The 21,949-nt window shown below is 64.6% G+C and carries 21 protein-coding genes; 12 read left to right on the forward strand and 9 right to left on the reverse strand.

Translation table 11 applies throughout. The annotated features are described in order from the left end of the window. The first annotated feature begins 143 nt into the window (after positions 1-143). Entirely contained in the window at positions 144-407 is a 264-nt protein-coding gene (locus CO675_RS05175) for a hypothetical protein (protein WP_097671396.1), read from the forward strand. Between the two features lie 118 nt (positions 408-525). Here CO675_RS05175 and CO675_RS05180 read toward each other — a convergent pair whose 3' ends face one another. Then, positions 526-795 carry a metal-sensing transcriptional repressor gene (locus CO675_RS05180; RefSeq protein ID WP_097670986.1) on the reverse strand — a complete coding sequence of 90 codons (270 nt, stop codon included), beginning with the start codon at positions 793-795 and terminating at the stop codon, positions 526-528. A gap of 337 nt (positions 796-1,132) precedes the next feature. Between CO675_RS05180 and CO675_RS05185 the strand changes: the two genes are divergently transcribed. The 6 genes from CO675_RS05185 (at position 1,133) to CO675_RS05210 (ending at position 7,822) form a co-directional block, all read left to right on the forward strand. Further along, positions 1,133-1,426, forward strand: coding sequence for a hypothetical protein (locus tag CO675_RS05185; protein WP_097670987.1), 294 nt, complete (start codon positions 1,133-1,135; stop codon positions 1,424-1,426). A 186-nt stretch (positions 1,427-1,612) separates the two neighbouring features. Next, entirely contained in the window at positions 1,613-1,906 is a 294-nt protein-coding gene (locus tag CO675_RS05190) for a hypothetical protein (RefSeq protein WP_097670988.1), read from the forward strand. Positions 1,907-1,919: 13 nt separating this feature from the next. Beyond that, the gene (locus CO675_RS05195; protein ID WP_245452642.1) at positions 1,920-3,605 is read left to right on the forward strand and encodes an NRAMP family divalent metal transporter; all 1,686 of its coding nucleotides are present in this window, start codon (positions 1,920-1,922) and stop codon (positions 3,603-3,605) included. Further along, positions 3,602-3,841 (forward strand): hypothetical protein, encoded by a 240-nt coding sequence (locus CO675_RS05200; protein WP_097670989.1) that lies wholly within the window; start codon positions 3,602-3,604, stop codon positions 3,839-3,841. The genes CO675_RS05195 and CO675_RS05200 overlap by 4 nt, the downstream gene beginning before the upstream one ends. A 307-nt stretch (positions 3,842-4,148) precedes the next feature. Next, a complete protein-coding gene (locus CO675_RS05205) occupies positions 4,149-6,146 on the forward strand; it encodes a carbohydrate porin (RefSeq protein ID WP_097670990.1) in 1,998 nt (665 codons plus the stop codon). A gap of 209 nt (positions 6,147-6,355) precedes the next feature. Next, positions 6,356-7,822 (forward strand): FAD-dependent monooxygenase, encoded by a 1,467-nt coding sequence (locus tag CO675_RS05210; RefSeq protein WP_097670991.1) that lies wholly within the window; start codon positions 6,356-6,358, stop codon positions 7,820-7,822. A gap of 10 nt (positions 7,823-7,832) precedes the next feature. Here the strand turns inward: CO675_RS05210 and CO675_RS05215 are convergent, their stop codons facing one another. The 3 genes from CO675_RS05215 to CO675_RS05225 form a co-directional block, all read right to left on the reverse strand. Beyond that, complete coding sequence (locus tag CO675_RS05215; protein WP_097670992.1) at positions 7,833-9,458, reverse strand: FMN-binding glutamate synthase family protein; 1,626 nt, start codon at positions 9,456-9,458, stop codon at positions 7,833-7,835. Positions 9,459-10,041: 583 nt separating this feature from the next. Then, positions 10,042-10,911 (reverse strand): patatin-like phospholipase family protein, encoded by an 870-nt coding sequence (locus tag CO675_RS05220; RefSeq protein WP_097670993.1) that lies wholly within the window; start codon positions 10,909-10,911, stop codon positions 10,042-10,044. Positions 10,912-11,138: 227 nt separating this feature from the next. After that, positions 11,139-11,912 (reverse strand): ferredoxin--NADP reductase, encoded by a 774-nt coding sequence (locus CO675_RS05225; protein WP_097670994.1) that lies wholly within the window; start codon positions 11,910-11,912, stop codon positions 11,139-11,141. A 297-nt stretch (positions 11,913-12,209) separates the two neighbouring features. On the opposite strand from CO675_RS05225, the gene CO675_RS05230 reads away from it, so the two are divergent. Further along, positions 12,210-13,145, forward strand: coding sequence for an ATP-grasp domain-containing protein (locus CO675_RS05230; RefSeq protein WP_097670995.1), 936 nt, complete (start codon positions 12,210-12,212; stop codon positions 13,143-13,145). Positions 13,146-13,178: 33 nt separating this feature from the next. On the opposite strand, the gene CO675_RS05235 is transcribed toward CO675_RS05230, so the two are convergent. Together CO675_RS05235 and CO675_RS05240 are read right to left on the reverse strand one after the other, a co-directional pair. Further along, positions 13,179-13,379, reverse strand: a complete 201-nt coding sequence (locus CO675_RS05235; protein WP_097670996.1) for a hypothetical protein — start codon at positions 13,377-13,379, stop codon at positions 13,179-13,181. Positions 13,380-13,404: 25 nt separating this feature from the next. Continuing rightward, positions 13,405-13,725, reverse strand: coding sequence for a response regulator (locus tag CO675_RS05240; RefSeq protein WP_097671398.1), 321 nt, complete (start codon positions 13,723-13,725; stop codon positions 13,405-13,407). 235 nt (positions 13,726-13,960) lie between these two features. Between CO675_RS05240 and CO675_RS40385 the strand changes: the two genes are divergently transcribed. The 3 genes from CO675_RS40385 (at position 13,961) to CO675_RS05250 (ending at position 14,795) form a co-directional block, all read left to right on the forward strand. Beyond that, positions 13,961-14,230 (forward strand): hypothetical protein, encoded by a 270-nt coding sequence (locus CO675_RS40385; protein ID WP_158231187.1) that lies wholly within the window; start codon positions 13,961-13,963, stop codon positions 14,228-14,230. Between the two features lie 119 nt (positions 14,231-14,349). Next, positions 14,350-14,496, forward strand: coding sequence for a hypothetical protein (locus tag CO675_RS40390; protein WP_158231188.1), 147 nt, complete (start codon positions 14,350-14,352; stop codon positions 14,494-14,496). A 71-nt stretch (positions 14,497-14,567) separates the two neighbouring features. Next, positions 14,568-14,795: a hypothetical protein gene (locus CO675_RS05250; RefSeq protein WP_097670997.1), complete on the forward strand. Its 228-nt coding sequence runs from the start codon at positions 14,568-14,570 to the stop codon at positions 14,793-14,795. Between the two features lie 243 nt (positions 14,796-15,038). Here CO675_RS05250 and CO675_RS05255 read toward each other — a convergent pair whose 3' ends face one another. Further along, complete coding sequence (locus CO675_RS05255; protein ID WP_097670998.1) at positions 15,039-15,995, reverse strand: amino acid ABC transporter substrate-binding protein; 957 nt, start codon at positions 15,993-15,995, stop codon at positions 15,039-15,041. Between the two features lie 12 nt (positions 15,996-16,007). Further along, positions 16,008-17,297 (reverse strand): dicarboxylate/amino acid:cation symporter, encoded by a 1,290-nt coding sequence (locus CO675_RS05260; protein ID WP_097670999.1) that lies wholly within the window; start codon positions 17,295-17,297, stop codon positions 16,008-16,010. A gap of 217 nt (positions 17,298-17,514) precedes the next feature. Between CO675_RS05260 and CO675_RS05265 the strand changes: the two genes are divergently transcribed. Continuing rightward, positions 17,515-18,516: an NADP-dependent oxidoreductase gene (locus CO675_RS05265; RefSeq protein ID WP_097671000.1), complete on the forward strand. Its 1,002-nt coding sequence runs from the start codon at positions 17,515-17,517 to the stop codon at positions 18,514-18,516. Between the two features lie 256 nt (positions 18,517-18,772). Here CO675_RS05265 and CO675_RS05270 read toward each other — a convergent pair whose 3' ends face one another. Then, the gene (locus tag CO675_RS05270; protein ID WP_097671001.1) at positions 18,773-21,943 is read right to left on the reverse strand and encodes an efflux RND transporter permease subunit; all 3,171 of its coding nucleotides are present in this window, start codon (positions 21,941-21,943) and stop codon (positions 18,773-18,775) included. Positions 21,944-21,949 lie beyond the last annotated feature (6 nt).

The raw sequence follows: 21,949 nt of genomic DNA on the forward strand, positions 1-21,949 counted from the left end.
AATTCCTTCGTCCAGGCCGAGGTGACGAAACAATCCACGAAACCATATTTCCGGCGCGGCCATTCGAACCGGAACCGAAAAGCCTCCGTCCAACGGGCATGCGGACCATACCGGCGCCGCGCTCAAACAGGATGGAGTATCCCATGTCGATCAAGACCAAGTGTGCCGCCCTCGCCCTCACCGCGCTCGCCGTGACCGGCACCATCGCGTCCACCACGTCGCAGGCCAATGCCAAGCCGTATGGCTGGGGCTGGGGCGTCGGCGCGGGCCTCGTCGGCGCCGCCATCGTCGGCAGCGCGATCGCGGCCAGTGACGGCTATTACGACGGCGGCTATCGGCGCTGCGTCTGGGTGCGCCAGTTCGACGCCTACGGCAACTACATCGGCCGCGTGCGTTCCTGCTACTGATCGACGGGTCTCTTTAGAGGTTGCGGATCCTGCGTTCGGCACGGGTCCTCATCCACCCCGTGTCGCGCACGACCCGTCCGGTGATCCCCCCGGGCGGGTCAATTCGTGAACGCGGCGATCACAGATATTTTGCGATCAGCCGGAAGTCTCGCAGCATGTTGCGGCCCTTCGGGCCCGATGCCTTCAGCGTCTCCTCCAGGCTGTGGCCGATGTGATCGTGGATCAGCGCCTTCTTGGCGCTCTCGATCGCGCTCTCGACTGCCTGCAATTGCTGGGCGATCTGCGCACAGGGGCGGCCCTGCTCGATCATCTCGACAATGGTCTCGAGATGGCCGTTGGCGCGCTTCAGGCGCCGGGCAATTGCTGCGTGCGGATGGTCGTCTGACATTCGGTTCTCCTATCCTCCGGGGAGGATAATCGCGATCCTCCCCGGAGGATAGCAGAATCGGCTTGACAGGCCATTGTGGCAGGCGTAGTGCCCGATTGCCGGAACATGCGTTCCGCACCGGGGTCTGACCCCGGAGATCAACCCGACCACGAGCCAACACAGAAGGCACATGGGCAGTAGCAACTCAGGCGACAGTAGACCGACAACGGGACACTTGAAGCCGCAACACAGCAAGACTGATCGCGCAGATTTCGCCTGCGTGGATGGGTGGTCACGCCTCGCGTAACCGCCTGCTCCTCACCGGCCTGCCGCGCGACAGCGGAAGTGGAGGTGAGCGATGTTCGAAAAGCTCGCAAAATTCCGGCCGTTCGAGCCGCGGCAGATCCCGCCGCGGGCGGCCACCTATTCCAATGACAACCTGCCGGGTTTTCGCCGCCCGGTGGACCGCCGGCGTCCAACCCCGGCCTGTCATTGGATCCTGATCGACGGCCGGCTGGAGTGCCGGTGGGTCGTCGAAACCACCCTCGAGCCGTCAACGAATGACCTCGATCGAAAGCGGCGCGCGGACCGGTATTCCGGCCCGCGCGCAATACCTGCGCATTCCACCGCAAAGATGACCGCAAGCGCCTGAAGGACCGACATGGACGAAGGACCTAGTCGTCCCGTTGCGCGCCATCGCGGCGCGGCAACGGGACTCCCTCCGGGGAACGACATGACTTCTGGAATTGCCGCTGCTCACGGCAGCGGAGGCTGCGCGCGCGCATAGAGCTGCTCCGCGTCCCTCGTGCCGTGCCCAACAGGCGGCGAGGAGACGACGATGAGCAAGACAAATGACATCTTCGGGCAAGCCCGTCGGCCGACCGCCGCCGATGCCGTCAGGCGTCCCGCACCGACCAACGACCCGCTCGTCCCGGTGATGCGAAGCGTCGTCGGTCTCGTCAACGAGAGCGCTGGCCTCGTCCGCCATGTCGCCGCGCTCGGCATCGCCCTGATGCTGGACGCCGGCCGCGATCCGCCGCGGCGCCAGCTGGGTTCAGACCCCGTCCCGGCGCCCCGCGCCGGCAACATCATCCGCTTTCCAACTCCCAAAACGACCAAACCACGCAAATGAGAAGGAATGAGTCATGACCGTCGTCAATGACTTGAACGTGCACGCCTCCGATCGTGAAGCCACCGCCGGCTCCGTCCGCACCGCAGTGCTGGACCGCGCGCATCTCGGTGACATCCATGGCGCGCTCGGCAGCATCGCGCGCGACGATACCGCACCGCGCGCGACATGGCTCGCCCGGCTGAAAACCTTGCTGGCGATCGTCGGCCCCGGCCTGATCGTGATGGTCGGCGACAACGACGCCGGCGCGTTCGGCACCTATACCCAGGCCGGGCAGAATTACGGCACCACGCTGCTGTGGACGCTGCTGCTTTTGATCCCCGTGCTCTACGTCAACCAGGAGATGGTGGTGCGGCTTGGCGCCGTCACCGGCGTCGGCCATGCGCGGCTGATCTTCGAGCGCTTCGGCAAGTTCTGGGGCGCCTTCAGCGTCATCGACCTCCTGGTGCTGAACGCGCTGACCATCGTCACCGAATTCATCGGTATCACCTTCGCGCTACATTTTCTCGGCGTCTCGCAATTCTGGGGCGTGCTGGCCTCGGCTGTTATCGTGATGCTGGCGGTGTCGACCGGAGACTTCCGCCGCTTCGAACGCTTCGGCATCGTGCTGGTTGCAGGCAGCCTGCTGCTGGTACCCGTGATCCTGATGGTGCATCCGCCGGTCGGGCAGATCGCAGCCGATTTCTTCGTGCCGAAGATGCCCGAGGGCGCCAAGCTCAGCGAGGTGATGCTCTTGATCGTCGCCATCGTCGGCACCACGGTGGCGCCGTGGCAGTTGTTCTTCCAGCAGAGCTACATCGTCGACAAGCGGATCACGCCGCGCTTCATCCGCTACGAGCGGATGGATCTGTGCATCGGCATCGTGCTGGTCGTGGTCGGCGCCGTGGCGATGATCTCGTTCTGCGCCGAAGTGTTCGCCGGAAAGCCCGAATTCGGCAACTACGCCGACGCGCTGGGGACCGCGGTCGGGCTCGAGAAATATGCCGGCCGGCTGCCGGCGGTGCTGTTTGCCCTCGCACTGCTGGATGCCTGCATCATCGGCGCGGCCGCGGTCTCGCTCTCGACGGCCTATGCGATCGGTGACGTGTTCGCGGTCAAGCACTCGCTGCACCGCAAGCCGTGGGACGCGAAAGGCTTCTACGGCGTCTATTGCGGACTGATCGTGCTCGCCGCCGTGCTGGTGCTGACGCCGGGCACGCCACTCGGACTGCTCACCAACGCGGTGCAGACGTTGGCCGGCGTGCTGCTACCGAGCGCGACCGTGTTCCTGCTGCTGCTCTGCAACGACCGCCACATCCTCGGGCCCTGGATCAATTCGACCCGGCTGAACCTGTTCACGGGCGCGGTGGTCGCCGGCCTCGTGATGCTGTCGGTAATCCTGACTGCCGCGGTGCTGTTCCCGGATCTCAGCGAGCAATGGATCATCGGCATCCTGGTCGGCGGCAGCCTGCTCGCGCTCGCGGTCACCGCGCTGGTCAAGCTGTACGAGATGTCGTCGCGCCGCAACGCCTCGTTCCGCTTCAAGAACAGGCCGCCGCTGTTCAACCGCGACACCTGGCGGATGCCGCCGCTCGACCGGTTGCCGCCGGCGCGTCTCAGCCCGCTGAGCCGGATCTGGATGCTGGTGCTGCGCGGCTATCTCTTCGTCGCCGCCGGCCTCGTGCTGCTGCGGATCGTCCAGCTCGCCACGGTGGGGGCGTGACGACACTCGGCCGCGGCCGACGTTGGGGCGCGATCGTGTTGTTCAGGCTGGCGGGCGCCATCCTGCGCGGCGCGACCGCGCTTTATCAGCGGCGTGTGATTTCAGGCGCCGACCTGCGGACGGCGCTGTCGGTGGCGCGATGTGTCGAACGAACCGGCGCAAGGGTCGTGCTCGGCAGGCCATCGCAGCCGGCATTCATCGAGACAGGGGACGACGACAATGGTGGCCTCGATTGAACGGTCGGATCCCGACCGATTTGCCACAGATGCACGGGCGATCGCAGCGGATCAGGCCTACGGCCTCGCGGTGTTACGCGACTGTCATAGTGGCGTGCAAATCGGAGAGGTAACCGGCGCGCCTCAGTTGCTATTGCGAATTACTTGCAACAAGCCGCAGAGGATGCTAGGTGCTGATCTGGCTTTGGATGGGACGACACGGATCGGACCGGGGACGGCGGGCGATGAATTCAAATCTCGGGTGGCAAGTGGCCGCCAAATCTGTAATGCCGAGCGAAACCGCCAACCGCTCGCGGAAAGCCGCGTCATGACTTGCGTCCGTCTTTCCCGGGTTCGGATCGCCGCCGGCGCAGCGCTCGGCGCGGCGGCATTCGGCGCGCCGGCATCCGCGGCCGATATGGCCGTCAAGTCACCGGCCATGAATGCGGCGGTCTACAACTGGACCGGCTTTTACGTCGGCGGCCATGTCGGCTATGGCGACGGCAGCCTCGGTCCCGATACCAATCCACTTCCCCTGCAGGGCGTCTTCTTTCCCCACAGCGTTACGGGAGGGATCGGCGGCTTCCAGGTCGGATACAATCACCAGTTCGCCAACCGCTTCGTGCTCGGCGTCGAGGCCGACGCGACATTCGTGGGCCCGGTCGATCTGCCGCGGCGCAGGCTCGCGCCCTTCGATAGTTCGATCGACTATGTCGGCACCGTGCGCGGCCGCGCCGGTTACAGCTTTGGCAGCTGGATGCCGTACGTCACCGGCGGCTTCGCCTGGGGCCGCAGCCAGGTCAGGATCAACGATGCCGCCGGCAACGTGATCTCCGAGCCCGGCCAGTATCAGACCGGCTGGACTGTCGGCGCCGGCGCCGAATTTGCGCTCAGCGGCAATTGGACGGCCAAGCTCGAATACGACTACGTCGACCTGTCGCGCCGTACGCTCGGCCTCGACGATTTCGGCATGCCCGGCGTTGCCATCGACCCGCGACTGCATCTGCTGAAATTCGGCCTGAACTACCAGCTTGGCGATTCGCCCTGGTCGGCGACGCCGACGCGGTCCGTGCTGCCGGACTCCAGCGACTGGAGCGTGCATGGGCAGACCACCCTGATCGGCCAGGGCTATCCATCGTTCCGCGCGCCCTATGGCGGGACCAACAGCCTTCCGGGCGCAGGGCAAGCGCAACAAACCTGGACCACGACGGCGTTTCTCGGCGTGCGGCTCTGGGAAGGCGGCGAGTTCTATTTCAATCCGGAGACAGCGCAGGGCTTCGGCCTCAACGGCACGCTCGGCCTTGCCGGATTCCCGAACGGCGAGGCGCAGAAGGCCGGCGCCGAATATCCGCGGATTCGGCCGCAGCGCTACTATTTCAAGCAGACCTTCGGCCTCGGCGGCGAGCAGGAAGACGTCCCTGATGGCCCGAACCAGATCGCGGGCAAGCGCGACATCGACCGCGTGACGGTCGTCGTCGGCCGCTTTGCGGTGGGCGATTTTTTCGACGGCAATTCCTACGCCAAGGATCCGCGCGCCGACTTCATGAACTGGGCGATGTGGTCGTCCGCCGCCTATGACTTCCCGGCTGACCTGCCCGGGTACACCCGCGGCGCGGTGGTCGAACTCAACCGCAAGGACTGGGCAGTGCGCGCCGGCGTGTTCCAGGTGCCCAATGCGCCGAACAGCGACGTGCTGGTCTCCAACGCCAACAATGGCGGCGCCGTGGTGGAATTCGAAGGCCGCTATTCGATCTTCGACCAGCCCGGCAGGATGCGCGTCGGCGTGTTCGGCAATCGCGGCTTCACCGGCAATTATCGCCAGGCGCTCGCGATCGAGGATGCCAATCCGGGACTCGACATCAACGACGTGATGGCCGGTATCCGCAAGGACAACACCAAGTACGGCTTCTACCTGAACGGCGAGCAGCAGATCGCAACCGATGTCGGCCTGTTCGGCCGTCTCAGCTGGAACGACGGCCGGAACGAGATCCTGTCGTTCACCGACGTCGACCGCAGCGTCTCGGGCGGTCTGTCGATCAAGGGCAGCTATTGGGGTCGGGCGAACGACACGATCGGCATCGGCGGTGCGGTCAACGGGCTGTCATCGGCGCATCGCGACTACCTCGCCGCCGGCGGCCTCGGTCTCTTGATCGGCGACGGCGCGCTGAACTACAGCCCGGAGCGGATTCTGGAGACCTACTACGCCTACCAGGTGAACAAGAACCTGACGCTGACCGCGGACTATCAGTTCATAACCAACCCCGCCTACAACGCCGACCGCGGCCCGGTGCACATCTTCTCCGGCCGCATCCACGGCGAGTTTTGAGTCCCAACGTCGTCCCGGCTCCCGTGCGCAATTGCGCACCAGGCCGGGACGACATTGAATTTGCCGCGCCGTTCTTCGCAATGTGAGCTGGATTGGTTCGAGCAGCAAAACGCCCTCTCCCCACTTAAATATATGTAGACCCCCCGGGCTTGCCGCAAGCCCGGGGTCATCCCGTAGAACGCGCGCCCAATCGAACGGAGGAGTGCGGGATGCGGGAACATGCTGTGGTGATTGCCGGCGGAGGGCCGACCGGGCTGATGCTGGCGTGCGAGCTGGCGCTGGCCGGCATCGATGTTGCGATTGTCGAGCGGCGCGAGGGGGCGGACCTGATCGGCGCGCGCGCGGGCGGGCTGCACGCACGCACCATCGAGGTGCTCGATCAGCGCGGCATCGGCGACCGCTTCGTCGCGCTGGGGGCGCGCCATCCGGCGGTGCTGTTCCATTCGCATCTGGTTCCGCTCGGGATCAGCGACTTCCCGACCCGACGCAATTTCACGCTGGGGCTGCGGCAGAACCATATCGAGCGCGTGCTCGGCGAATGGGCCGAACAGCTGGCGGTGCGGATCGATCGCGGGCGCGACGTCACCGGCTTCACGCAGGACGACGATGGCGTCGATGTCGCGCTATCGGATGGCGAGGTGCTCCGGGCCAAGTATCTGGTCGGCTGCGACGGCGGCCGCAGCCTCGTCCGCAAGGCGGCCGGCATCGAATTCGCCGGATGGGATCCGACCAGGAGCTGGCTGATCGCCGAGACCGAGATGTCGGACCAACCGGAATGGGGCTTTCGCCAGGACGACGCCGGCATCTATGCCATCGGCAAGGTGGAGGACGGCGAGCGGGTGCGGCTCGTGCTGACCGAGCGGCAGCTCGGTACCGACCGGGAGCCGACCCTGCGCGACGTCAGCGAACGGCTGGTTACCGTCTACGGCACCGATTTCGGCATCCACAGTCCGGTCTGGATATCGCGCTTCACCGACATGACCCGGCAGGCCGTGACCTACCGCAAGCAGCGCGTGCTGCTGGCCGGCGATGCCGCCCATGTGCATCCGCCGATGGGCGGACAGGGCCTCAATATCGGCGTGCAGGACGCGGTGAACCTGGGCTGGAAGCTCGCCCAGGTGGTCAAGCTGACATCGCCGGACAGCCTGCTCGACAGCTATCAGACCGAACGCCATCCGGTGGCGGCCCGCGTGCTGCGCAACACCATGGCGTATGTCGCGCTCAACGGTGCCGATGCGCGCAGCAAGGCGCTGCACGAGGTCGTCTCCGAATTGCTGCGCATGGACGAGCCGCGCCGAAAATTCGCCGCGATGATGTCGGGCCTCGACCTGCACTACGATCTCGGCGACGGCCATCCGCTGCTCGGACGCCGCATGCCCGATCTCGAACTGGTGACGACCAACGGGGCGCTGCGGGCCTTCGCGCTGCTGCACCAGGCACGGCCGGTGCTGCTCAATCTCGATGAACCCGGCAGCATCGACATCGCGGGATGGAGAGATCGGATTCGGCTGGTCGATGCCGATTATGCCGGCGCGTGGGAGCTTCCCGCGCTCGGGACGGTTGCGCCGCCCGCCGCGATGCTGGTCCGGCCCGACGGCTACGTGGCGTGGGTCGGAGACCGGAGTCAGCCGGGCCTCGCCGAGGCGCTGACCAGATGGTTCGGCGCCCCAGCGTAGCTGGGCGTCCCTATCCCGCCGGCTGGAACGAATCCGCGCGCGCCATCGCCCAGGCTTCGCGGAAGCGGGGATCCTGGGTGCCTTCGAGGAGTTCGCCCGGGCGCAGTGTCGGATAGAGCTGCGCGAAGGTGCGGACGTCGGTGGTCGAAGACCGCTGCGAGAAGTGGATCGGGCGCAGGTCCTTGGTGTGCTCGAGGCCGGCGGCGGCGAGCAGCTCGGTCAGCGCGTGCAGGGTCGAGTGGTGGTAGTTGTAGACGCGCTCGATCTTGCCCGGCACGTAGAGCGCGCGGTTGCGGATCGGGTCCTGCGAGGTGACGCCGGTCGGGCAGCGGTCGGTGTGGCAGCTCAGGGACTGGATGCAGCCGAGCGCGAACATGAAGCCGCGCGCCGAATTGCACCAGTCGGCTCCGATCGCCATCGCGCGCGCCATGTCGAAGGCGGTCGCGATCTTGCCGGCGGCGCCGATCTTGATGCGATCGCGCGCGCCGATGCCGATCAGCGCGTTGTGCACGAAATTGACGCCCTCGCGCATCGGCATGCCCAGATGATCCATGAACTCGAGCGGCGCCGCACCGGTGCCGCCCTCATTGCCGTCGACCACGATGAAGTCGGGGTAGAGCCCGCTCTCCTTCATCGCCTTGCAGATCGCCAGGAACTCCCAGGGATGGCCGATGCACATCTTGAAGCCGGCCGGCTTGCCGCCGGACAGTTTGCGCATTTGCGCCACGAATTCCATCATCTGCAGCGGCGTCGAGAATGCCTTGTGATAGGCCGGCGAGATGCAGTCCTCGCCCATCGGCACGCCCCGGATCTTGGAGATCTCCTCGGAGACCTTCGCGGCCGGCAGCACGCCGCCATGGCCGGGCTTGGCGCCCTGGCTGATCTTGAGCTCGACCATCTTGATCTGATCGTCGCCCGCGACGCTTGCGAACAGCTCCGGATTGAAGGTGCCGTCGCGGTTGCGGCAGCCGAAATAGCCGGAGCCGATCTCCCAGATGATGTCGCCGCCCATCTCTCGGTGATAGGGGCTGACGCCACCCTCGCCGGTGTCGTGGGCGAAGCCGCCCTTCTTGGCGCCCGCATTGAGCGCCCGCACCGCGTTCGGGCTGAGCGCGCCGAAGCTCATCGCCGAGATGTTGAAGACCGAGGCCGAATACGGCCTGGTGCAGTCGGGACCGCCGATGGTGATGCGGAATTTCTCCTCGGCGCGCGGCTTCGGCGCCACCGAATGATGCATCCACTCATAGCCCTCGCGATAGACGTCCTCCTGGGTGCCGAATGGCCGCTTGTCGAGCACCATCTTGGCGCGCTGATAGACCAACGCGCGGGTGTCGCGCGAGAACGGCATGCCGTCCTTCTCGCTCTCGAAGAAGTACTGCCGCATCTCCGGGCGGATTTCCTCGAGCAGGAAGCGCATATGCGCCGAAATCGGGTAGTTGCGCAGCACCGCATGGTTCTTCTGGGTCAGATCGCGGATGCCGAGCAACGTCAGCGCGCCGAAGATCGCGAGCGGGATGACCACGATCTTGAAGACCTTGTGGTCGAAAATCCCGACCAGCAGCAGGAGCGCGGTGACGACGGCGCAGATCGTCAGCACGATGAAGCGCGGCGAGAACGGAAGCATTATCGTATCCATGGAATCCTCCGGCCTGCCTTCAATGCCCTGTCGGGGGTAAGCCTAATCCAACTCGCGGAACAAGTGCACTACGGTTATACGGCCGAGCAGTCACAGATGTGACAACCGCCCGGATGGGCGGGTGCGGCTGCCGGGCAAACTGAAACGAGACCGCCTTTTGCAGTGCAACGAAGGGGAGCGGATGCGACAAGCTGCCGTCGCAGGGGCGCGCTGCCAAAAATATCGAAAACAACCCCATGCACAGTAGCCGGCGGGCTGCCAGCGTTCGAAACGACAACTTGACTCGTCGGGCAACTCAGCGGCATTCTTCCATTATTCCGAAATCGTGCGGACGCCCGCGGCTATCGCATATGGGAAAGCCCTGCTGCGTCGCCTCCCTGCGGCCATCCGTCGAGACGCCCGCCATCGAGTCCGCGGCCCCTCCACACGTCGCCCTGCGAAAGCAGGGACCCATAACCACCGATGGTCATTGTTGGGCGATGCTGGAACGACGAGTCCCATTCACAACACCCGCCGCGGATTATGGGTCCCTGCTTTCGCAGGGACGACAGATGGAGGGAGTCTTGTCCCCACGCACACCCGCCTAATGGGCGTGCGGCTGCAATTCGTGGGGGATGTGCCCCGGCTTCAGGCCGTCGCTGGCGAGCCACGCATTGGTGGTGTCGAGGGCGCGGGCGATGTGATCTGCGGTCCGGGAGAAATCGTAGGGTGAGCCGACCAGCGGGCAGAGCGGCGGCACCACGAAATACTCGACGTCGGGACCGATGTTCTCGAGCTCGTTGACGAGCTGCCGCGCGATCAGGAGCGTCAGTGCATGCAGCGCATTGGCGAGCGCGCCGACCGGCGGCGCCTGGTTGGCGCAGGCATGGCCGGTCGGCAGCACGATCAGGCGTTTTGCCCCATGCTTCACGGCAACGCGGACCGGTGTGTTGCTGGAGATCGCGCCGTCGGCGAGATAACGATCGCGGTAGTGCACCGGCGTGAACGCGCCGGGGATCGCGGTCGATGCGACGATCGCCTCGGCCGCGGAGCCTTCCGACAGCACCACGCTGTCGCCGCTGATGATGTCGGTCGTGACGATGTGGATCGGCAGCCGCGCGTCCTCGAGATTGCGGAACGGGATGTAGTCGTCGATCAGCCTGCGAACGCCGTCATGCGAGATCAGGAAGTCGCGCCGCCACAGGAAGCCCACCAGCGTCCGCCAGCTCACCGGAAACACGTCCTGCCGGTTCAGGCCGCGCCAGATCTCGGCCAGCCGCGCCACGCCCGAGACCGTCGGGTCGCCGGCATAGAACGCGCCGTTCAAGGCGCCGACGCTGGAGCCGACCACCATGTCGGCGGCGACGCCATGCGCGGCCAGCGCCTGCAGCATCCCGACCTGGATCGCGCCAAAGCTGCCGCCGCCGGCGAACACAAAGGCGGTCTTCGGGGCATCCGGATCGGTGATGGACAAGGTGCGGCTCCTCGGGTCGCCGCGTTCGGGAAACGGCGCGCGGCGTTCGCGGGATTTATAGCAGTGGGGGAATGGTACAGGCCACTCATACGGTCGTCGTCCCGGCGAAGGCCGGGACCCATAACCACAAATGCGAAAGGCTGGAGCCCGATGGGGCCCCAGCCTTCGTCCAATCAGCAACGGTGGTTATGGGTCCCGGGTCGCGCTTCGCTTGCCCGGGACGACAACTAGCGCTCGACGAACGCCTTCTCGATCACGAAGTGACCGGGCGTGTTGCCGCTGCCTTCCTTGAAGCCGCGGGTCTCGAACAGCTGCTTCAGCTCGTCCAGCATCGCCGGGCTGCCGCACATCATGATGCGGTCGGTCTCGATGTCGAGCGGGCCCTGATGCAGGTCGGTGAACAGCTGGTTGGAGGTGATCAGGTCGGTGATGCGGCCGCGGTTGCGGAACGGCTCGCGCGTCACGGTTGGATAGTAGGAGAGCTTCTCGGACAGCAGCGGCCCGAACAATTCGTCGTCGCGCAGCTTGGCCACCAGCTCCTCGCCATAGGCGAGCTCGGAGACCTGGCGGCAGCCATGCACCAGCAGGATCTGGTCGTAGCGATCGTAGACCTCGGGGTCCTTGATCAGGCTCGCGAACGGCGCAAGACCGGTACCGGTCGACAGCAGCATCAGCCGCTTGCCGGGGATCAGGTTGTCGGTGATCAGCGTGCCGGTGGCCTTGCGGCCGACCAGGATGGTGTCACCCTCGCGGATCTTCTGCAGCTTAGAGGTGAGCGGGCCGTCCTGCACCTTGATCGAGAAGAACTCGAGCTCTTCCTCGTGGTTGGCGCTCGCCATCGAATAGGCGCGCAGTAGCGGCCGGCCCTCGACCTCGAGGCCGATCATGGCAAACTGGCCATTCTGGAAGCGGAAACCGGAATCGCGGGTCGCCCGGAAGCTGAAAAGCGTATCGGTCCAGTGCTGAACAGAAAGAACTTTCTCTCGATAGAACGCGCTCATGGGTTTTCGTTTTCTCGACTGATCAGATTTAGAATGGTTTGATTTCTAGACTGCTCGCGACGGCGCTGAAGTGGCCGAAATCATTGAAGATCTCGCGTGTCCATTGCGCCAATGCATGAGATAGTCAAGATCAACTGGCGTGCAATTGCGATCTCAGAATGGCAGTCGTCCGATTTCGCGCAGAGGTTCAGCCACGACATCGTTAACACGTGGCGCTGCAGGTAATTTACTTGCTGAGATCGCCGCCGATCTGGCAATTAATTGCTACGAAAGCCGCGGTGAAGGGAAAATGATCTCGTGGTCCTGATCAGCCAGCGAATCTTCCTGGAAACCATCAAAAAATATTGTTTGGCGCGCTCGATTGCCGTCGAGGTGCGGTCCGGCGGCTGGCTGGTCATCATGACCAAAGGCGGCACGCGGCGACTTGCGATCGGCTACGACATCGGGCTGAACAGCGCGGTCGCGCATCAGGTCGCCAACGACAAATCGGCCTGCGCCGAAGTGCTGGCATCGGCCGGCATATCGGCCATTCCGCACAGGCTGTTTCTCGGCAGCAAGCTCAGCAAGCACATCCCCGGATCGGACTCGCTGGATGCGATGTTGCTTCTGCTCGCGCAGCATCCGCACGGCCTCGTCGTCAAACCCAACGAGGGGACCTCGGGCGAGCTGGTCTTCCGCGTCACGACGCGAACGCAACTGGAGACCGCGGTCGCGCGCATCCTCGCCGCGCATCCCAGCCTTGCGATCTCGCCTTACGTCGAGATCAAGGACGAGGTGCGATTCATAGTGCTCGACGACTGCGCGCTGCTCGCCTACGTCAAATTGCGCCCAACGGCCGTTGGCGATGGCGTCCATTCGCTGCGTGAACTCGCGCACAAGACTGCACCTGCCGACCTGCTTAAAACCATCACCGACGACTTCTCGCCTGCCGTGCTCGACTCCATTCCGCCCAAAGGTGAATTACGTATTATCAACTGGCGGCATAACCTTGATTCCGGCGCCGAGCCAGTGCTGCTCAAGCACAAGGAAATGCCGCACTTCGGCGGCGCGCTCGCGATCAACGCCGCACAGGCTCTACGCATCCGCTTCGCCTCGATCGATGTAGTGCAGGTCGACGGCAGTTGGCACATCCTCGAGGTCAACTCCGGGGTAAAGATGGAAGCGCTCGGCAAGCGCGCCCCCGACCTCGTCGAAATGATTTACTCCACCGCGCTCGACAAAGTGTTCGCGTAATTGGCGCAGCACGCGCTCCCCTCGCGCCCCCGATCATTCTCGCGGGTGTTCTTTCTCAAAGGCGGCGACGATCAGTTCCGATTGCTCGACCTGTGCCGTAAGATGGTCGATCTCGGCTTGCGTCTCCGGAAACACGTCAGCGCCTGCCGTATTTCCGGATTGCAACTCGGCGAGCAGTTCACGATTCTTCGTGATCTGCTCGCGGTGCCAATCGATTTCGGGATCGTCTTGCATAGGCCAGGTCTCAATCGGCTAGGGACTACGACGCCAGCTCGCGCAGCAGAGTGGATGGATAAACCGGCTTGGCAAAGAATTTGACGCCGTCTGGCAGATCGCTGGGCGGCGCCAGGCCCGAGATCACGAGCACGCGCACGCCCGGGTCGCAATCCAGCGCCCATTGTGCGAGTTCGATGCCGTTCATTCTGCCAGTGAGCTTGATGTCGGTGACCAGCAGTGACGGGTGACGCATCTTGATGGCAAGCGCAGCCGTCTCGCCGTCTTCGCATTGGATGACGTCGAAATGCCCTTCCTTCAACAACAGCGCAATCATGTCGCGCTGGATCGTGTCGTCCTCGACCACAATTGCGGTCTGGTGAATTGACCTCGTGTAGCCCATGGCAACCTCCAAACGGTCAACCCCAGTGTTCAATGACTGGGGACGCTTAAAGTTCTGGTTCCAGACTCGATAACGGCGGGTTCCGGCGGGCGTTTGCAAGTTCCGAGCGGAACAACATTCGAGGTTGCCGCGTCATTGATGAGAGACGAGCCGGATGGTTCGGGCCTGGGAAAGGAAGTCGTGCCGGGAGGCAAAGCTGATGAAGAACGCTGTACGCTCCGATCAGGATTTTTCTGACCCCTACAAGGCCGACGCGGCGGCTGGCGCGCCCAGCTATCTGCCTTCTCGACGACGGGTCGAAGACCCGGTGCCGGATGCCAATGGCATGCGGCATCAGGCGATAGAGCGAGAGACGACGACCGGCTCGCTTGGCGATCCCTTTGGCGCTCGCCTGCCGCACGACATCGTTTCCGAGATGGAAGCAGAGCTCAAGCAGCAGGTCGATCGGCTTGTCGCGGAGCGACACTAGCTGGCGATGAAGCGACGAGCTCGCAGACTTCAACAGCGCAATCTCGCCTGCCGATGATGCTCCCGAGATCGCGGCGCGGAAACTCGAAGCAAGATCCCCGCCAGATCGATGGAGTTTTGATGGGAGCGATCCTTGGACGCGCGATTTTCCAGGTCATGGTCGTTCTGGCGGCGGTCGGCATCGTTGCCCTCGCTTCCATGGCGGTCCACGGCGGCTACGCGCGTGCGGCGGTGCAGCTTGCAGCGAAATTCGCTCCGTCACTTTGATCGATTCAGCGGCTTGCCCCTCCCGCCCAAGGGAGTACGCTGACGCGTATTAGTCGATCCGGATACAGATTATGCGCAAACTCCTTTTGAACTTCCTCGCCGTCACGGCGTTCGCCGCTGCCTTCAATCCACCGCCCGCCAGCGCCGTATTCTGGCGCGGCGTGACGGCCCCGACGAATATCGACATCCACGGCTATCCGATCATCAAGGAGCCGCCGCCGAGCACATGCCAGCTGATCCATGTGAACGGTTTCTGGGTCCGGCAATGCCTGGATTTGTCGCATCGTTATTGGCGATGAACGACGGCGCGCCGCTTCCGACCTCCTCCCCGCTCGGCAGCGGCTATCGCATATGAAGTACGGGAGTGCATCCGCGGGCTCACTTCGCCTCTCCCGCTTGCGGGGGAGGCGGACACGCATCGCAAGATGCGTGGCGGGTGGGGGTGTTTCCATAGTGGGATACCCGATGCGGAGACACCCCCACCCCGCCCTCCCCCGCAAGCGGGAGAGGGAGCCCAACGCCACAGCCCACACCACGCGAGGCTAGTTCGCGCCGCCCGCCGAATCGTCGAGCGCCTTGAAGGCGTCTTCGAGCTGCGGTGAGAGCGCGACGTTGAGCTTCTCGCCGGTCGGCAGGCGGGCGACGAACCACTTGTTATAGAGCGGGACGATGTCGCGGTTCGAGGCGAGCTTGCGGAAGGCGCGCTCGACCACGTCCTTCATCTGCGGCTCGCCCTTGCGGTACATGATGCCGTAGGGATCGTAGGACAGATAGTCGCCGGTGACGCGGAATTTGTCCTGCGACTTGTGCCGCGCGATCAGGCCGTAGAGCAGGATGTCGTCGGTCGCGAACGCATCCGCTTTGCCGTCCACCAGCATCTGGTAGGACTGCTCGTGGTCGCCGGCGGTCACGATGTTGAGGCCGAGCTGTTGCTTGGCGTCGACATTGTGCATCGCCTGCTCGTTGGTGGTGCCCTTGGTCACCACCACCGTCTTGCCCTTCAGGTCGGCGACCTGGTTGACGGCGGACGCCTTCGGCACCATCAGCTTGGTGCCGGCCACGAACATCAGCGGCGAGAATGCGACCAGCTTGCCGCGCTCGGAGTTCGCCGTGGTCGATCCGCATTCGAGATCGATCTTCTTGTCGACGACCGCCGGGATGCGGTCGTCGGAGGTCACCTTGACGTAATCGATCTTGAGGTTGGCGTCGTCGACCTCGGCCCCGATCTCGTCGACGATCGCATCGCACAGCTCGAGGCTGTAGCCGATCGGCCGGTTGGAGTGGTCGAGGAACGAGAACGGCGGCGAACTCTCGCGATAGCCGATCCGCACCGCGTGCGTGGCCTTGATGTTGGCGAGCGTGGGGCTGAGCCCCTCGCCCGCCGGCTGTGCGGAGGCAGGTCCCGAGAGCAGGCTTGCCGCCAGCAGACATGCTGACAGCAGGCATGTCGGCAGGAGGGGCGCCTCAGCCCGTATCGGCCTCCAGCGGGCGCGATGCATGCATCCCTCCCGTCAATGGCCGGCCATCACGGCGCCCGGCACCGCATCCTGCGGCACCGCGTCGTCGGGTCCGAGCTCGTGCTCGGCCTTCAGCTCGCCCTCCCACTTCGCGACCACGGAGGTGGCCAGCGAGTTGCCGATCACGTTGGTGGCGCTGCGGCCCATGTCGAGGAAGGTGTCGATGCCCATGATCATCAGCAGGCCGGCCTCGGGAATGCCGAACTGCGACAGCGTCGAGGCGATCACGACCAGCGACGCGCGCGGCACGCCGGCGACGCCCTTCGAGGTGATCATCAAGGTGGCCAGCATAGCGAGCTGCGTGCCGAGCGACATCTCGATGTGGTAGGTCTGCGCGATGAAGATGCTCGCGAAGGTGCAGTACATCATCGTGCCGTCGAGGTTGAAGGAATAGCCGAGCGGCAGCACGAAGGCCGAGATCCGCGAGGAGGCGCCGAACCTGTTCAGTCCCTCCAGCGTCTTCGGGTAGGCCGCCTCCGAGGAGGCGGTCGAGAACGCGATCATCAGCGGCTCGCGGATCAGCCGCAGCAAATGGCTGTAGCGCGGCCCGATCACGATGAAGCCGACCGCGACCAGAATGCCCCACAGGATCAGCAGCGACAGATAGAAGCCGCCCATGAAGACGATCAGCTTCCAGAGCACGCCGAGGCCGTTCTTCGAGACCGTCGCCATGATCGCCGCCCACACCGCGATCGGCGCAAACAGCATCACGTAACCGGTAACCTTGAGCATGATGTGGGCGAGATCGTCGATCAGGCTCATGATCGGCTTCGACCGCTCAGGCATGGCGCCGAGCGCCACCGCGAAGAACACCGCGAACACCACGATCTGCAGGATCTCGTTCTGCGCCATCGCATCCGCGATCGAGGTCGGGATCAGATGGGTCAGGAATTTCTCGATCGAGAAGGCCGAAACCGGCAGGCCGGTGGACTGCGCCTTGTCAGGCAGCGTGCCGGGGAAATTGGCGCCCGGCTGCAACAAATTGACCATCACGAGGCCGAGCAGCAGCGAAACGAACGAGGCAGAGACGAACCAGCCCATGGTCTTGGCGAAGATGCGCCCGAGCTTGGCGCCGCTTCCCATATGGGCGATGCCGCCGACGAGGGTCGCGAACACCAGGGGTGCGATGATCATCTTGATCAGGCGCAGGAACAGCATAGCGATCAGGTTGACGTCGGCTGCGATCTCGGCGCGGCTGTCAGGAAAGTAGTTGAAGACGATCGTTCCCATTGCGATGCCAAGGACCATCGCAAGCAGGATGTATTGCGTAAACCTGTTCGACATTCTCTTACCCCCGTAAGTTCCCGGCGAAGGGCAAGTGTGGCAGATTTACGCAGCTACGCAACACGCTTCGCGCCGAGCGGGACTTTGCCGATCTGTTCCCGTTGTGGAATGCCAGCGCGCGGACTAGCGTTCATGCAGCGCACAATCTGTGCAATGAGCTGCGCGCGTCGCAGTCAAACTGCATGCGAAACGACCAACGTGAGGGGAGACACCGCCAATGAACGACACCGTCAATCGCCAGATCCTGCTTGTTGAAAAGCCGACCGGCAAGCTCGGCCCCGAGCATTTTCGCCTGACCAAGGGCACGGTCCCCGCGCCGAAGGACGGCGAGGCGCTGGTGCGGACGCGCTACATCTCGCTCGACGCCGCCAACCGCGCCTGGATGCACGGCGCCACCTACCGCGCCGCAGTGGAGGCCAACACCGTGATGGCAGGCGGCAGCATCGCCGAAGTGGTGTCGTCGAACGACCCCGGCCTGAAGCCGGGCGATATCGTGTTCGGCGACACCGGCTGGCAGGACTACGCCGCCGTGCCCGCCAAGCACCTGGCCAAGATGCCGAAGCTCGAGCCGATGACCCATCTGCTCAGCGTCTACGGCGTGGCCGGCCTGACCGCCTATTTCGGCCTGCTCCATGTCGGCAAGCCGAAGGAGGGCGAGACCGTGGTGGTGTCGGCGGCCGCCGGCTCGGTCGGCTCGATCGTCGGCCAGATCGCCAAGATCAAGGGCTGCCGCGTGGTCGGCATCGCCGGCGGCAAGGACAAGTGCCACTGGCTGACCTCCGAGCTCGGCTTCGACGCCGCGGTCGACTACAAGGACGGCGCCACCTACAAGGCGCTGCGCGCAGCGGCGCCCAAGGGCATCGACGTCTATTTCGACAATGTCGGCGGCGACATCCTCGAAGCCTGTTTGGCGCAGATGAACAACCGCGGCCGGATCGCCTGTTGCGGCGCGATCTCGCAATATGACGGCGTGCCCTCCGCGCACGGGCCGCGCGGCGTGCCCGGCCTGATCGTGGTGAAGCGGCTCATCATGCAGGGCTTCATCGTGATGGACTACATGGACCAACGCGACGCCGCCCTCGCCGACCTGCAATCCTGGGTCTCCTCGGGCAAGCTCAAGGTCCAGGAAGACGTCATCGACGGCATCGAGAACACCCCGCAGGCGCTGATCGGCCTGCTCGCCGGCGAGAACCGCGGCAAGCGCATGGTGAAGGTGTAGCGGGAAGCGCTCTCAAACCCGTCATCCCCGCGCAAAGGCTTCGCCTTTTGCGCGGGGGTGACGGTGTGAGGGTTGTAGTGAGTGGCCTCGCCATGCCGTCGTCCTGGCGAAAGCCAGGACCCATAACCACCGAGTTCGATTGAGAGCGCGATAGTGGCCCCAGCGTCACACAACAACAAGCGGTTGGGGTAATGGATCCTGGCTTTCGCCAGGACGACCGTGAATACGGAGAGAGATTCGATTGCGCGGCACGGCCCTAATGCACCGTGCCCGGCGCCTGCGGGGCGGCTTGCGGCGCGGCCGTCTTGCCCTTCTTCGCCTTGCGCCAGTTCTCGAAACTCTGCACCACGACGAAGAACGCCGGCACGAACAGCACCGCAAGGCAGGTCGAGGCGATCATGCCGGAGAACACGGTGATGCCGATCGACTTGCGGGCGTTGGCGCCGGCGCCGGTCGCGATCACCAGCGGCAGCACGCCGAGGATGAAGGCGAACGACGTCATCAGGATCGGCCGGAATCGGGCGCGGGCCGCATCGATCGCCGATTCCAGCACCGGCTTGCCGTCGCGGATGTGATGCTCGAGCGCGACCTCCACGATCAGGATCGCGTTCTTGGCCGACAGCGCGATCAGGAGGATGGTGCCGATCTGGGTATAGAGATTGTTCTCGATCCGAAGCGACGTCAGCACCAGCATGGGCCCGAGCAGCGACAGCGGCACCGCCAGGATCACCGAGATCGGCGCGTACCAGCTCTCATATTGTCCGGCGAGCACGAGATAGACCAGCAGCAGCGCCAGCGCGAAAACATAGTAGATCTGACTGCCGACCTCCTTCTCCTGGTACGACATCGCCGTCCATTCATAGCCGGTCCCGGGCGGCAGCGTCTTGGCGGCGATCTCCTCCATCAGCGTCATCGACTGGCCGGAGCTGTAGCCCTGCGACGGCAGGCCGATGATGGTCGCGGACGGATAGAGGTTATAGAGGCTGATCAGCGACGGCCCGACCGACGGGGTGATGTTCGCCACGGTGCCGAGCGGGACCATGTCGCCATTGCTGTTGCGCACCATCATGTTCTGGATGTCGCGCAGGGTCAGGCGGTATTGCGCATCGGCCTGGGTGTAGACCTGGAAGGTGCGGCCGAACTTGGTGAACTGGTTGACGTAGCTCGCGCCGAGATAGGACGACAACGTCGAGAAGATCTGGTCGGTGGTGACGTGCAGCGTCTCGGTCTTGACGCGGTCGACCTGGACGTCGAACTGCGGCACCATCGAGCGGAACGACGACTGCACCCGTTGCAGCGCAGTTTGGGTCTGCGCATTGCCGACGACGGCGCCGGTCACCGCCTGCAGCTTGCCGTAATCGGCGTTGCCGTCACGGAGCTGCACCTGCATGGCAAAGCCGGCGGCATTGCCGATGCCCTGGATCGGCGGCGGCGGGATCACCAGGATCCGCGCCTCCGGAATCACCGCAAGCTTGTCGTTGAGGCCATAGACCAGCGAGCGCAGATCCTCGCCGGGGCCGCGCGAGCCCCAATCCTTCAGGATCACATAGGCGACGCCGGCATTGGCGAGGCTCGACGAGTTGTCGAGCGCGGAGATGCCGGCGATCGTGACCACCTGCTCGACGCCAGGTGTCTTGCGGGCGATCTCGGTGACCTGATCGAGCACCCGCTGGGTGCGATCGATCGCGGCGCCGTCGGGCAGCTGCACCGCGGCCAGCAGGTAGCCCTGGTCCTCGATCGGAATGAAGCCGGTCGGCACCCGCGACAGCCCGTAGCCGGCAATTCCGATCAGGACCAGCGCGACCAGGACCGAGGCCTTGGCGTGGCCGGCAATGCCGCCGATGATCCGGGTGTAGCCCCGCTCCACCCGGTCATAGACCGCATTGAAGCCGCGGTAGAAGAAATTGCGCTGCTCTGGCGGCACCGGCGGGCGCAGCCATAGCGCGCATTGCGTCGGCTTCAAGGTCGCGGCATTGACGGCGCTGAGCAGCGCGGTCGCCGCAATCACCAGGGCGAATTGCGCATACATCCGGCCGGTCAGCCCCGGCAGGAAGGCCGCCGGCAGGAACACCGAGATCAGCACCAGCGTGATGCCGACGATCGGCGCGAACAATTCGTCCATCGCCTTGATCGCGGCATCGTGCCCGGACATGCCGCGCTCGATATTGTGCGCGGCGCCTTCGACCACCACGATGGCGTCGTCGACCACGATGCCGATCGCCAGCACGATCGCAAACAGCGTCGAGAGATTGATGGTGAAGCCGAGCGCGGCCATCGCCGCGAACGCGCCGATGATGGTGACCGGCACCGTGGTCGCGGGCACCAGCATCGCCCGCCAGTCCTGCAGGAACACCAGGATCACGACCAGCACCAGCAGGCCGGCCTCGATCAGCGTCCGATAGACCTCGTCGATCGAGGCCTGGACGAACTTGGTGGTGTCGAACGGCGTGTCGTATTTGATGTCCTGCGGGAACTGCTTGGCGAGCTGCGCCACCTTCTTCTGCACTTCCTTCTCGACCTGCAGCGCGTTGGCGCCCGGCGAGAGGAACACGCCGATGCCGGTGGCCGGCTTCTGGTTGAGCGAGAACACCTGGCTGTAGGTCTGCGCGCCGAGCTCGACCGAACCGAGATCGCGGACGCGGATGACGTCGCCGACATTGCCGGTCTTGACGATGATGTTCTCGAACTGGCTCGCATCGTCGAGCCGGCCGTTGACGTTCAGCGTGTACTGGAACGCCTGCCCCTGCGGCGCGGGCGGCGCGCCGACCTGGCCCGCGGTGACCTGCTGGCTCTGCTGCTGGATCGCCTGGATGACGTCCTGCGGCATCAGCCCGCGCGCCTGCAGCTTGTTCGGATCGAGCCACACCCGCATCGAATACTGCCCGGCGCCGAACACCGTGACGTTGCCGACACCGGGCAGACGCGACAGCTCGTCGCGAATGTTGATGGTGGCATAATTCGACAGGAACAGGCTGTCGTAGGTCTTGTTCGGCGAAGTCAGGGTCACGAACAGCAGGATCGAGGTAGACTTTTTCTGCACCGTGACGCCCTGGTTCTGCACCGCGGTCGGCAGCTGCGACAGTGCCGAGGAGACGCGGTTCTGCACCAGCACCTGCGCGAAGTTCAGGTCAGTGCCGATCTTGAAGGTCACCGTCAGCGTGTAGGTGCCGTCGGCGCCGCTGTAGGACTGCATGTAGAGCATGTCCTCGACGCCGTTGACCTGCTGCTCGATCGGCAGCGCCACGGTGTCGATCACGGTTTTTGCCGACGCTCCGGGATAGCGCGTCGTCACCTGGACGGTCGGCGGCACCACATCGGGATATTGCGCGACCGCAAGATTGAACAGCGCGACGCCGCCGATCAGGATCATCAGGATCGCGATGACGTTGGAAAGCACCGGCCGCTCGATGAAGAATTTCGAGATCATGGCGCG

Origin of the sequence: Bradyrhizobium sp. C9 (assembly GCF_002532045.1) — a bacterium.
In the GTDB taxonomy this organism is placed as follows: Bacteria; Pseudomonadota; Alphaproteobacteria; order Rhizobiales; family Xanthobacteraceae; genus Bradyrhizobium.